This window comes from Bacillus sp. JJ722, from assembly GCF_036963345.1.
Taxonomy (GTDB): Bacteria; Bacillota; Bacilli; order Bacillales; family DSM-1321; genus Bacillus_AD.
In genome coordinates this window covers 2,193-15,247 of sequence record NZ_JBALMO010000149.1, presented here as the reverse complement: position 1 = coordinate 15,247, position 13,055 = coordinate 2,193, and the positions used below count along the sequence as shown (strand labels likewise).

Annotated in this window: 12 protein-coding genes; 11 read left to right on the top strand and 1 reads right to left on the bottom strand. The window is 35.8% G+C overall.

The window, feature by feature from the left end:
* Positions 1-125: 125 nt before the first annotated feature.
* Positions 126-668: a hypothetical protein gene (locus tag V7014_RS17705; RefSeq protein WP_335508816.1), complete on the bottom strand. Its 543-nt coding sequence runs from the start codon at positions 666-668 to the stop codon at positions 126-128.
* 624 nt (positions 669-1,292) lie between these two features.
* On the opposite strand from V7014_RS17705, the gene V7014_RS17700 reads away from it, so the two are divergent.
* From V7014_RS17700 to V7014_RS17650, 11 genes are all read left to right on the top strand, one after another.
* Positions 1,293-1,475, top strand: coding sequence for a hypothetical protein (locus V7014_RS17700; protein ID WP_335508813.1), 183 nt, complete (start codon positions 1,293-1,295; stop codon positions 1,473-1,475).
* Positions 1,476-2,154: 679 nt separating this feature from the next.
* Positions 2,155-2,586 (top strand): MarR family winged helix-turn-helix transcriptional regulator, encoded by a 432-nt coding sequence (locus V7014_RS17695; RefSeq protein WP_335508812.1) that lies wholly within the window; start codon positions 2,155-2,157, stop codon positions 2,584-2,586.
* A gap of 136 nt (positions 2,587-2,722) precedes the next feature.
* Positions 2,723-3,076 (top strand): carboxymuconolactone decarboxylase family protein, encoded by a 354-nt coding sequence (locus V7014_RS17690; RefSeq protein WP_335508810.1) that lies wholly within the window; start codon positions 2,723-2,725, stop codon positions 3,074-3,076.
* A gap of 113 nt (positions 3,077-3,189) precedes the next feature.
* Complete coding sequence (lpdA, locus tag V7014_RS17685; RefSeq protein WP_335508808.1) at positions 3,190-4,884, top strand: dihydrolipoyl dehydrogenase; 1,695 nt, start codon at positions 3,190-3,192, stop codon at positions 4,882-4,884.
* Positions 4,877-5,794: a lipoate--protein ligase gene (locus V7014_RS17680; RefSeq protein WP_335508805.1), complete on the top strand. Its 918-nt coding sequence runs from the start codon at positions 4,877-4,879 to the stop codon at positions 5,792-5,794. Before lpdA ends, V7014_RS17680 begins: the two co-directional genes overlap by 8 nt.
* A gap of 783 nt (positions 5,795-6,577) precedes the next feature.
* Entirely contained in the window at positions 6,578-6,850 is a 273-nt protein-coding gene (locus V7014_RS17675) for a hypothetical protein (protein WP_335508803.1), read from the top strand.
* 144 nt (positions 6,851-6,994) lie between these two features.
* Complete coding sequence (locus V7014_RS17670; RefSeq protein WP_335508801.1) at positions 6,995-7,327, top strand: hypothetical protein; 333 nt, start codon at positions 6,995-6,997, stop codon at positions 7,325-7,327.
* Positions 7,324-7,866 carry a WD40/YVTN/BNR-like repeat-containing protein gene (locus tag V7014_RS17665; protein ID WP_335508799.1) on the top strand — a complete coding sequence of 181 codons (543 nt, stop codon included), beginning with the start codon at positions 7,324-7,326 and terminating at the stop codon, positions 7,864-7,866. Before V7014_RS17670 ends, V7014_RS17665 begins: the two co-directional genes overlap by 4 nt.
* A 695-nt stretch (positions 7,867-8,561) precedes the next feature.
* On the top strand, positions 8,562-9,215 hold the full coding sequence (locus V7014_RS17660; RefSeq protein WP_335508797.1) for a TetR/AcrR family transcriptional regulator: 654 nt from the start codon (positions 8,562-8,564) through the stop codon (positions 9,213-9,215).
* A gap of 165 nt (positions 9,216-9,380) precedes the next feature.
* Positions 9,381-11,699, top strand: a complete 2,319-nt coding sequence (locus V7014_RS17655; protein WP_335508795.1) for an ABC transporter permease — start codon at positions 9,381-9,383, stop codon at positions 11,697-11,699.
* A gap of 3 nt (positions 11,700-11,702) precedes the next feature.
* On the top strand, positions 11,703-12,461 hold the full coding sequence (locus V7014_RS17650) for an ABC transporter ATP-binding protein (RefSeq protein ID WP_335508794.1): 759 nt from the start codon (positions 11,703-11,705) through the stop codon (positions 12,459-12,461).
* Positions 12,462-13,055 lie beyond the last annotated feature (594 nt).

The following is a 13,055-nucleotide window of genomic DNA, read 5'->3' as shown; positions in this document are numbered from 1 at the left end:
ACTTAAAATGGCAGTATTCTTCCATTCTATATTCTAACCCCAACCCGGCTCTTTAAAAGCAGTAATTTCAACCCAACCTCTGATTAATTCTATAGAAAGTTTTGATTGAATAAATTATTTTGTTACTAATCGACAATTTGAACAAATTCTTTGAGATTTTTTTCAATGTATTTATTGATTTGTCTAATAGTTAGTGGTGTAGTTGTATCAAAAATAGAATGAAGTTTATAAATCGAAGCTTGGAGCTCATGGTTTTGATTAAGCTCGTCTCGTGTAATCGTGAAGTATTCTAATGTTTCTGGGTGGTTATACCGTTTTAGCTCAATTTCAATCATTTCAAGGAGTTGAAGCAATGATTCGTCTTCAAAGAATATTGCACTAGATTTGATTGCCGACCAACTTTTTCGTTGAGCCATAAAATAAGCGCTCCACCAATAAAATTCAACGGGGGACTTGCTCGCATGATTGTAATAGGTGTAAAACATAAACAAAGCTTGTTGTCCTTTATTTAGTTGCTTATAAAACATTTCTTTTATGTGAGCGGGGTCATCTATAGATTGTTCTGCAACTCTTCTTTTGTAGATCTTAATAAGAGGTACAAAGCAACCTTGACTTAAATCATTAGCAGTTAATAAATCAAATTCTTGTTTTTTCATTGCTATTAGCAAATTATTATCTCTCCTTACACTAATAATACTACATAAGGGAATATGGTGATGGTTAATATATGAAATTTTCTTAATTTTCTTTATTTATTTTTCGAAGATATAATAGCATGTTTAAGTTATAAGTATAAAAGTTTCTTAGACTAATAGTTTTGAAGAAATTTTATCTTGAAAAAGAACGTTTGTTCGTAATATAATAAAGAAAAGGATGAACACGTAAAGATCTTCTTATGATCTCGGCCGTAATCGAAGCTTCAATTATGATTTACTATGGGTAAACAATATTTAGTAACTTTGTAACCTGAAGCAACATTTGCATAAAGATTATTTGTAAAAACTCGATAAAGGTGTAAAGTTATTTAAGGAAGCATTTGATATACAGGACTCGGGAAGTTATAGTGATACTAACTGAGCGCGTAATGAGTAATGATAAAAAACACAAGATAGTGATATTATAAATTTAGATCGAGTAGATGAATATATATTTGTTTTAAAGTTGGTAATGTTGGCTATATAAATTCTGTAATTGAATTTTGCACGTCATGTTAATAAGGTATCAAAAAATACATAGTAGAAACCCAGGGTGTAAAGAAATTATATTTGATTTAGTAGTAGGAGAGGATTTACATGAAAGTGAACTTAGTGGATGACATGGAAAATGGAATAATGAATCGTTCTGCGGGTTACAGAGCGGGAAAGTTACTAAAACCTGAGGAAAGAAAAAGAGTATTAAGTGATATATCTAAAGAAGAAACGAATGCATTATTAATGAAATTGGTTAAACGAGGTTATAATTCGGAAATCAAGTAATAAACAATTAATTTAAGGCCCTTCTCTTTTGAGAGGGGCCTTCTAGTTATAATCATTTTCATGCTTTGATTGGTTACATTAGAATATAAAGATAGTAAATAGAATGAAAAGAATGAAAAGATAAGAGCAATTATTCTTCTTTTTTTATACTCCGTACTTTTAATTTGCAAAACACAAATGGGAAAATTGCGACATCCTCCACGAAAAATAACAACTCCTTTTGCCAAAATAATAGTAATTACAACATGATTTGGATAAAAACAGGCGTTTGTGTGAGGGGTTATATAGATAACTATTAACAAACGGAGGTTATCAATCATAATGGTACGTTTGAATTTTAAATTTTAGATTGAGCAAGAGTTCCTTGTTTATAAATCTTTGGAACTGGTGGAAAGGGTATATGCGATTTTTTTCAAGTCTTTGATATACGGGAGAAGAAAGAATCATGGGAGAGAAAATATCCTTATTCTATACTGTATTATACTGATTTAACAGAAGGAGTTCTGTGCGTTGATAGTAAGGAGAAAAGGATCAATATAGCTCTCCTTTGCTAAATACCTTTTAATCTTAGTAGGGGGACAGTGTAGCGCTGACTGTTGCTTCGTATTTGAACGTCCTTTTTGATTTCTACTATATGTTATAATTCATTTTGAGCGTTTTTCAGTGAAAGGAGAATTTTATGTTTGATTTGAACGATTGCATTTGTTTTATTACGAATACGGCTTCTAAAAAAATAAGTGATGAATTTAATACTAGGATAGAGAATTGTGGTACGACTCGAGTACAGTGGATGGCTCTTTATTTTATAGGCGAAAAAGATGGAATTATCCAAAAGGAATTATCCCAAAAAATGAATGTACAGGAATCGTCAATTGCCAGGCTTTTGGATCGCATGGAAAAAGAAAATTTATGTTATAGAATGAGAGACTTTAAAGATAGAAGGATTACCAGAGTTCGATTGACACCGCAAGGCGAAGCACTTAGAGAAGAACTGCTCCCTCTTGGTCAATCTTTCCATAATGAAGCTACTCAAGATATATCACAGGAGGAATTGGATGTTTTTAAAGTAGTACTCGATAAAATGGTTCGTAATTTATCGGAAAATAATTAGATCAATTTGACATTTTTCGAGCAAAGTGATACTTTATACGCATATACTTTACATAGCAACTATTGCGATGTAAAGTAATTTTTTAAGATATTATGTGAAGTATTTCACAAATTAATGATTAAGAGGAGAGACGAAGATGAAAAAAGATGTTAGACAAATGTTAAATGATTTCACAAATGGACTGGCTACCTTGTCTGAAACTAATGGTGAACACGTAGGGGCATTTATGAATTTGTTAGGAACCAACTACTCAGAGGGAGCAATCGATACAAAAACGAAGGAACTGATTAGTGTAGCAATTGCCGCTTACAATCGTTGCGAGTATTGTATCGTTTTCCACGTTTACAAAGCTCTTGAAGCTGGCGCACCACGAGAGCAAATTATCGAAGCAGCGATGGTTGCTGTAGCGTTTGGCGGAGGTCCTAGTATGGCCTACTCTGTCACCCTGCTTAAGGACTCTATTGACGAATTTGAAAAAGACTTTAGATAACGATTATAAGAGTTGCTATACATAACAAGGGAGGTCTGCAATAAATAGCAGACCTCTCGGATAATGAAGAATTAAATCAGAAGAACTTAGAATAGCTAAAGGGGGCATCTCGTTTGGAGATTAAATTAGAAAAACTCTCTGGTCATGAGACTAAAGCAAGAATAGGAAAAATTAATGTATCAGTTGGAGAAGAAGTTCAGATTGGACAACAATTATTACAATTAGAAAGTAAAAAGGGAAATGCACCTTTCAAATCCAAATACACGGGTATAATCGATGAAATGATGGTTTCAGAAGGTCAGGAAATTGAGATTGGACACGTGCTGTTTAAAATGACCACCAACCAGAATGAACCTGCTAAACCTAAATTAGATTATTTTGCTGGGATGCTTCACGGTAAGAAGGAACAAGTAAAGGCTGATATCCTAGTTATCGGTGCGGGACCAGGAGGATATGTTGCCGCTATTTATGCAGCGAGACAGGGCCTAAAGACCGTTATCGTGGAAAAACAGCAACTTGGTGGGACCTGCCTAAATGTTGGCTGTATTCCTACTAAAGCATTAATCCGATCTTCAGAAGTATTCCATAACTTTAAGAATGCAGGAGAATTTGGAATATCAGCTGAAAATATCCAAATGGAAATGAGTAAGGTCATCGAACAAAAAGATAAAATCAAAGATACGCTTGTTTCGGGAATCGATTACTTGCTGGAGAAAAACGGAGTGAGAGTGATCAAAGGTAGTGCTTCCTTTATAGATAGCAAGCAGGTACAGGTTAAAAATGGGAAAGATGAATATACAATTGAAGCGACCCATACGCTAATTGCTACGGGTTCGAAAATTGCTAATATTAAACTGCCAGGTATAGAACACGATTTTGTCTGGAACAGTACATTGGCGTTGCAACAAAAGGAAAATTTTAAATCGATCTCCATTATCGGGGGCGGTGTGATTGGTATGGAATTTGCTTTTATCTACTCCAACTTTGGAATCCAGGTCAACGTAATCGAATATTGTGACCGGCTTTTGACTATGGTGGATGGTGACGTTTCAGAAGAAATTAGAAAAATTGCTGTTGAACGTGGCATTAGAGTTCATACTGGAGCTAGAGTGACTAGAATTGATAAAGACCAGAATAGCAACGCAGTCATCGTTTTTGAGAAAAATGGTTCAGAGATGTTTATGACAAGTGAAAAAGTTCTGGTCGCTATTGGAAGAGAACCGACCTTGGAAGGATTGGATATTGATCAAGCTGGCATTGCCCTTAATGAAAATGGAAAAGGGATTGCCGTTAATGAATATTTGCAAACCTCTGTAGATCATATTTATGCGATTGGTGATGTCACCAATCGAATCCAGTTGGCTCACGTTGCTTCCCATGAAGGAACAGCAGCAATCGATCATATATTAGGAACGCCTTCAACCTTAAATTATGATATGGTTCCAAACGTCATCTTCACTTCCCCTGAGATTGCATCTGTAGGACTGACGGAAGAACAGGCGCTGCGTCAAGAGATGCAAATTAAGATCAGCAAATTTCCTTTCCAGGCCAATGGAAAAGCTTTGACCATGAGAGAAGAAAAAGGGTTCATCAAATTAATTAAGAATATGGATAACGGTAAAATCATCGGTGCTTCTATTATAGGTCCTGAGGCTTCAGCCTTGATAAGTACCCTTACTGTAATCATCAATAGTGAGATAACAGAGGAGGAAATTGTACATACGATTTTCGCTCATCCAACGACTGGTGAAGCCATTCACGAAGCGGCATTAGGCTTAGGGATTGGAGCGCTTCATTACCATGAATAAAATCTTTATATCTCAGGAATACGATCCTTATTTCAATCTGGCGCTTGAAGAGGAACTGTTTCGAAATGCACGACAGGATGAAGTGACACTGTACCTTTGGCAAAATGAAAAAACAGTTGTTATCGGTAGAAATCAGAATCCGTATATTGAGTGTGATATTGAGCAAATCAAGCTTAATAGCGGTAAAATTGCCAGACGAATTTCGGGTGGAGGAGCAGTCTACCATGATCTTGGTAATCTAAACTTTACTTTTGTATTCAAAAAGTCACAAGAAAATTTGACTAAACAAATAGCAGTAATCCAAAAAGCTGTTGAACGTTTTGGACTTCAGGTTAATCTGTCTGGAAGAAATGATTTGACACATGAAGGTAAAAAGTTCTCCGGTCATGCCTTTTACGAAGAAGACGGGAATGCATTTCATCATGGTACAATGATGGTAGACGTAGACTTGACTATGCTTGTAAAAGTGCTTAAACCCTCCAAGCTCAAGCTGGAATCCAAAGGTATCACCTCGGTCAAAAGTCGGGTCGTCAACTTGAAGGAACTAAACAACGAAATCTCCATCTCCAGTCTTTCCGAAGCTCTGATTGATAGTTTTAAGGAAATGTACGGTGGTAACTCCCTTTTGGTAAAATATAGTCGACAAGAGAAATCGCCTGACTTTATTAAGAAATATATGGATGATAGTTGGATTTATGGTGAGAGTCCTAAATATAATGCGTCTATTGAGAAAAGGACTCCATCAGGCAACATTCAGGCTTATTTTCAAGTTGAACATGGGTTTGTAAAAGAGTTGAAGATCTTTTCCGATAGTATCTCTATTTTGGATTTCCGCGCAATTGAAAACCGTTTTATTGGAATGGATTTTAATGAAATAGTTGAAAAAGATCTGTTGATTTTAGCTCTTTGATTGTCAATTAGGATAAATATTTTGATTCTAATAGAAGGAATTTATGAAATCTATACTTCAGATCAGGACAAAGTGTGGGGAACGTTGGTTATAATAACTAAATGTAAATTGTGTGTTTTCAAGTAAAGGTGCTTTACTTCAATTATAGGGGCTGTCCGAAAAGTGATTTTCAATCACTTTTCGAACGCCCTTTTACGCTTTTTAGCCCTTCGTTATAGGTTACGAGTAATTTGTTATGCTTGCTGAGTACGTTGAAAATGCTCAGCTTTGGCGCATTCGGGAAGAGATAAAATTTCATGTATATCCATTTAAATTAGACGAATGCCTATGTAGAAATCTAAAACATCATTACCTTATGAGACACCCTCTTTTTTTATGCTGCTACGGGCAGGCTAGCTCAATAAAATAACATAATACATATACACCTTATCAATGGTATAAAAAATAAATAGTCTAAGGCGAATGGGAAAATGAATAAAAATGGAGCTTTTAAATATTTTTTTCTTAATGTTGTTTATCCGCGTTTTCCTGACACTACCTCTTATTCATCAAATACAGAATAGCGATTATCCCCTAAAAACGAAGATTTAAGAGCTTTTTTACAGACAAAAATTAAATTTAAAATTTGAGGGATATATAGATTATTAGATTGATGGGCATGTGGCTCTACCTCTAAATGCTATGTTCTTATTATGAACAATATAAATGTAATGAAGTAATATGATAGACTTAACTATAAAATCATTTTCTTTAACATAATTATGATGAATGAGGGATGATGGTATGGGAAGAAGAGCAGGAATAATTGGTATAGTAGCTTTGATAACAGCAATTTTGATTAGCGTAAGCTATTTTATGTATTTCAACTATCAGCAAAATAAAATAGAATTTAAACAAATAGAAGGATTTTCAATTACGACTAAAACAAAGAATATGACATTAGTTGGTGAGAAGTGGTTGGATAATTATATCGCTCAATATCAGCAAAAATACGTATCACGTGAGAAGAAAGTAGAAAAATATGAGATAGATGGTATCACAGTTCTTGATGAATAGAATAAGATTATCCAAATTGATTTTACCATTAAAGCAAAAGTTAAGGGCTCAAATTCTCTTTTAGAGGGTGGAATTGTAGAAGGTTCGAAATCAAAGTATCAATGGGTTTTATGGTTTAAAACAAGAGATGCTGGAAATGACGACATGACCTATGAAGTATATAAAACACAAAGACCTGCTGGGTATGATTTAGAAATATACAATACGAATGGTCAGAAAGAAAAGGACGAGTATGAACAAGAACACCTAAAAGAAATTCCATTTGAGCAAAAGCAATATACATATAAAATCGAAAATAAAAAGTGCTTCGTTAGCTATGATTTTGGGGAATCATGGAAGGAAGTACCTGTTCCAATAGAAATATTAGCTGAAGTTGGAGATGGGAATTCTCATTACAATGAGCTGCAGGAAGGGAGTTATCTTATTGCACCTGAAAAACAGCCTTTGTATATGGAGGGACAACAGAAACGGGATTGAAGATTGTGTATTCAGAAGATCAAGGGGCAACATGGAAAACAACAGAGGTTGCTAGTCAAATGAATAGTGTCAGAGTGAAGTTTTGTAGTTTTCCAACTGCAAAAGATGGATACATTATTGCTACAGGCGATAGGACCATGTCCCAAGAAGGCCAAGTTATTTATGCCACATCAGATGGTGGCAAAACATGGCGTGAAGCTGGGTATGGTCCAATTACGAGACTTCTACTATCAGGTGGATTTGTAGATGAAAATGTGGGATTTATGTGCTACCAAGAGGATATTAACTTTTACCGAACTGAAAATGGTGGCAAAACTTTTTCACAGGTTACAATTCCGATAAAAGAGGAATGGAAAGAAGTGTTCACAAATCCAGAAACACCTTATAAAGAAAATGGATACTTAATCGTATTAGTTGGTCAAGGTAGCCAAGGAGATTTCCAAGGTGGTCGTGTGTTGGCGAAATATCACTCCAAAGATATGGGGAAAACGTGGGAATATGTTGAGTTAGTAAACCCACCTAGTAATGAAGAAGGATAAGTATACAAGAGTACTTAATCAAGACTGTCAAATTGAAGGTCTTTTTCTGTGTAACAAACGAATGATGCTTGAGTACTTTGAAAACTTAGCATAAAGAAATTTAAATCAGCATTTTGACTCATGGTGATTTCTTCCACACTCTGTCTAATTTCTTTTTTATACCGTATTGACTTATTTTCTTTTATGAAATAAGTATTAGGTTTTTCAGGTAATGTAAGTCAGATATAATTTAATCAACTCTTATAAATGGCGAGAGAAAATGAACCAGATTGTAGTTTTTGAATACTCACACTTAGTCTATTTAGTTTATTGAACAAAAGGAGAAATGAATAATGAGCTTACATAAGAGAGAAAATCTAATACAAATACGCTAGGATGAACCTTAAAAAATACAAAATAATTTAAACAACTATCGCGGATTGAGCTCTATATTCTACAAGGCTCAATCCTTTTGGTTTGGTTTTATTTCTTTAGTGGTTGTAATAGATGAATATGAAGTTGGTATAGCTTGTATCATTAAAACAGTTGAAAGATGTATAGCTTTCTTGAAGGAATAAGCTTTGACTTTAAATAAGTTGTAGAATATTTTGAAATTTTCAGTAAAAATATATGGAACTATCTTGTTAATTCTTAAAAAAGTATTTATAATAGTATAAAATCGACAGGCGGTCGGTCTATACTGAGGAGGTGTGAAAATGAGAGTTATAAAAAAAGCCGAGGAACGCAGGACCGAAATACTTGATGCTGCCGATGAGCTTTTCGGGCAGAAGGGCTTTGACGGCACAAGTACCAACGATATTCTTGAGAAGGTCGGAATTGCACGGGGAACACTGTATTATCACTTCAAGTCGAAAGAGGATATTATGGATGCGTTGATTGATCGCTACAATGTTTATCTTTTAGGAGCGGCGCAGGAAATTGCCACAGACAAGAGCATACCGGTAGTCGAGCGTATTATCCGGGTTGTAATGGCACTAAACATAAGTGGCAGAAGCGAAAGTGGAAAGGAAATTATTGAGCACATTCATAAGCCGCAGAACGCGCTTATGCATCAAAAAATACAAAAGGTCATAATTAACGGTGTTCCATCAATACTGACGGGAATAGTCCGCGAGGGTATTGAGCAGGGACTATTCACCACGCCTTTCCCATATGAATGCATTGAAATGATTGTGGTATATGCAAATACCGTTTTTGATGATGATATGGTTAATATAACGAACGAGGAGCGTACATCACGTATACAAGCGTTTATTTTTAATATAGAAAGGTTACTCGGTGCGGAATGCGGAAGTCTTTCGTGTATGATGCAAATGTTTGGCAATGGAAATGGAGACAGCATTGAATAATTAGGGGGATTTTTTCTACTTTGGTTCAGCACATTTTTGGTAATAGTTTCTTTTAACACTTTCTGGAGGCAGAATTCTTGCTTCAAAGAAATGCGAACAGGCAATATTGTTTATCCACGAATTTAAAGATGGTTGGAGTGCTATTTCTGAAAACAGAGGTGACTTATGTATTACAGAATAATTCGCAATGACATTATAAAAAGCAAACTGATAACGTTTACTATAATGATCTTTGTCGCGGCCGCAGCTATGCTTGTTTCACTCTCCGCAATACTTGTCGTGAATCTTACAGGCGCAATAGATACGCTTATGACTCAGGCAAAAACTCCGCATTTTATGCAGATGCATTCAGGTAAACTTGATACTGGGCGGCTTGAGACTTTCGCAGAGCAAAATAGCAATGTCGATGAATTTCAGGTGCTAGAATTTATCAATGTTGATGGTGCTCGGATTGTAATTGACGGAAAATCGCTTGCGGACAATGTTCAGGATAACGGTTTCAGCACACAGAGCGAAAAATTTGATTATCTTCTTGACCTTGACGGAAACGTTATAAATGTATCCGATGGGGAGATTTATATTCCGATAGGGTATATGAAAAACGACACCATAAAGATCGGTGATGAGGTTGTGATAGACGGAAAGAAATTTGCTGTTGCGGGATTTCTCCGTGATTCACAGATGAATTCGATGCTCGCTTCGTCAAAAAGGTTTCTAGTGAGTGAGAATGATTATGCAGAAATAAAGGGTTCTGGAAGTACGGAATATTTGATCGAGTTTAGATTAAAAGACTTGTCTTCGCTTGGTACGTTTGAAACGGCTTACACCTCTGCAGGACTTGAAGCAAACGGACCTACTATTACATTTCCACTATTCAAAATGATGAATGCCATTTCTGACGGGCTGATGATTGCGGTCATACTTCTTATAAGCGTGCTTGTCGTCGCAATCGCATTTATGTGCATACGATTTACACTACTTGCGAAAATTGAAGACGATTACCGCGAAATAGGGGTTATGAAAGCAATAGGTCTACGTGTTTCCGACATTAAAAAGATTTATCTTGCTAAATACGCGGCGACTGCGTTATTTGGCTGTATTTTAGGATTTGCACTTTCGTTTGCGTTCAGAGACATGCTTCTAGAAAATATACGGCTTTATATGGGTGAAAGTGAAAATTCTTCTATCGCTTTATTTTTCGGAATAATCGGTATATTACTGGTGTTCCTTGCAATTATTGCCTATGTAAGCAAAGTGCTGAAACGCTTTCGGAAAATATCTGCTGCAGAAGCATTACGCTATGGCACTTCAAAAGGGAAAAACGCGGGTGCAAGGTATTTTTGCTTGAGTGAAAACAGGCTGTTTAACACGAATGTTTTCCTCGGCGTCAAAGATGTCCTATCAAGGAAAAGTCTTTACGCTACAATGCTTGCGGTGTTTGTAATTTCTGTGTTTATCATTATCGTTCCGCAGAATCTATACAGCACAATTTCCTCAAAAAGTTTTAGCACATATATGGGAATTGGAAGCAGCGATTTACGTTTTGACATTCAGCAGACCGGCAATATTTCTGAAAAAGCAACGGAAATCGCAGAGGTGATGGAGAACGACAAATCCATATCAAAATATGCCATCCTTACGACTAAAACATTTAAAGTTAAAACGGAGGACGGATCAGAAGAAAGTATAAAAATTGAGCTTGGTGACCATTCGATGTTTCCTATAGAATATTCCGAAGGTAGAGTACCAGCCACAGAAGACGAAATTGCACTTTCGGCTATTAACGCCGATGAGCTAGGAAAAAAGGTCGGCGATATTATTACGCTAGTGATTGAAGGGAAGGAGAAAAATCTCATCCTATCCGGAATTTATTCCGATATTACCAACGGCGGTAAGACTGCAAAGGCAGTTTTCACCGACAAGGCGGCAGACATAATGTGGTGTGTAATTTATGCAGAGCTATCGGATAAATCTCTTGTCGAAGGAAAGTCTTCTGAATACGCGGACAGGTTTAAATTTGCTAAGATTACGGGCATTGATGAATATGTTACACAGACATTTGGCTCGACAATAAGTTCCGTCGGAAAGGCTTCCTTGGTCGCAATTGCTATTGCACTGATTATAACTATATTGGTTACTGTGTTGTTTATGAAGATGCTTGTTTCAAAAGACAGATATTCCATTGCCGTAATGAAATCATTCGGTTTTACAAACGCGGATATTACGCTACAGTATGTTTCACGTTCATTGCTCGTTCTGATTATCGGAATCTTTCTTGGCACGCTTTTGGCAAACACTCTTGGAGAGGTACTTGCGGGAGCACTTATTTCTTCGTTTGGAGCGTCGTCGTTTAAGTTTGTGGTCAATCCAATTTCGGCGTTTCTGGTTTGTCCACTTATGATGATATGCTCGGTACTAATCGCTTCAATTATCGGCACATCGAGTGCAGGACAAATAGAAATATCTAAAAATAGTAAGGAGTAGATTATGAAGAAGATAATTTTAAGTGAAAATATAGTAAAATCATTCGGTGAAGGCGATGAAAAGCATAATGTTCTTGATGGGGTGTCTGTTGAAATAAATGAGGGTGAGTTTGTTTCGGTTATGGGACCATCGGGATCGGGAAAATCAACGCTGATGTTTGCGATGAGTGGAATGGACAATGTTGATGGAGGAAAAGTAGTTTTTGACGGAATGGATTTATCATCATTGAGGGAAAATGAGCTCGCTGACATACGTAGGACAAAAATGGGATTTGTTTTTCAAAACCCGACTTTGCTGAATAATATAAATATACTTGATAACATCATTCTTCCGTCAATGCGTGATAACAGAAAAAACGCGGCGAAGATTACGGAGAAAGCCAGAATGCTTATGAAAAAGGTGGGCATTGAGGAGTTGGAAACGCGTGATATTACTCAGGTTTCGGGAGGTCAACTTCAGCGTGCGGGAATTTGCCGCGCACTTATAGGCAATCCCAAAATAATTTTCGGTGATGAGCCGACCGGCGCGCTTAACTCGAAATCCGCTCAAGAGATTATGGAAATATTTTCAGAGATTAACACAGAAGGTACTACGGTTATGCTAGTAACTCACGATGCTAAGATTGCGGCGAGGGCTGAGCGAATAATGTTTATGTGCGACGGGAAAATCGTGAGCGAAATGAGTTTTCAGAAGTTTAATGGCACAAATATTGACGATAGAATGAAAAAAGTCACGGCGAAAATGAGGGAAATCGGAATATAATTCTTTGTATGGCGATTCTTCATTAAGAAGGATTGCTTTTTTTATTTTGTTAACTGAGTGGAAGAAGAAATTCTGGAAATATTAAGAAAGCTACGATAAGATACCAATATCTGAGAGGAAGAAAATGGACGGGAATATGAAAGACAAAATAAAGTAACTTCAATATTAGAAGTAAACGAGGTGCATGAATATTGAAAGCAGATGAATATTTAAATACTGCTTTTCCAGGGCTAATTTTAAAATCAAGTCTTTATTACCAATGAAATAAAGGTTTACACATTAAGTTCGCACAAGGTATGTATCAGGTATAAGAAGATAGATATTTTTTGGGGTATCTATGAATAAAGAAATGTCAGAATTAGAAAAACAAACTAAGTTTAGAAGATTTTTAGTAATTATTATCTTTTTTTGTATTATGTTGAATCAAATATTTCACACACATTTATTTTTATATGTCATGGCTTTTGCTCTAACCATAATAACGTTCTTTTACGGAAATAAATAGAATGACAGATATAATAAATCCAATTATAGGATTTATTATTATGTCAATAGTTATTTATAAAAATACAATTTTCCAATCCAAAAACCTAA

Coding starts and splice junctions, on each gene's coding strand:
- V7014_RS17680 (WP_335508805.1), top strand. CDS start 4,877: ATGAATAAAATCTTTATATCTCAGGAATACGATCCTTATTTCAATCTG.
- V7014_RS17675 (WP_335508803.1), top strand. CDS start 6,578: ATGGGAAGAAGAGCAGGAATAATTGGTATAGTAGCTTTGATAACAGCA.
- V7014_RS17690 (WP_335508810.1), top strand. CDS start 2,723: ATGAAAAAAGATGTTAGACAAATGTTAAATGATTTCACAAATGGACTG.
- V7014_RS17660 (WP_335508797.1), top strand. CDS start 8,562: ATGAGAGTTATAAAAAAAGCCGAGGAACGCAGGACCGAAATACTTGAT.
- V7014_RS17700 (WP_335508813.1), top strand. CDS start 1,293: ATGAAAGTGAACTTAGTGGATGACATGGAAAATGGAATAATGAATCGT.
- V7014_RS17650 (WP_335508794.1), top strand. CDS start 11,703: ATGAAGAAGATAATTTTAAGTGAAAATATAGTAAAATCATTCGGTGAA.
- V7014_RS17655 (WP_335508795.1), top strand. CDS start 9,381: ATGTATTACAGAATAATTCGCAATGACATTATAAAAAGCAAACTGATA.
- V7014_RS17695 (WP_335508812.1), top strand. CDS start 2,155: ATGTTTGATTTGAACGATTGCATTTGTTTTATTACGAATACGGCTTCT.
- V7014_RS17670 (WP_335508801.1), top strand. CDS start 6,995: ATGACCTATGAAGTATATAAAACACAAAGACCTGCTGGGTATGATTTA.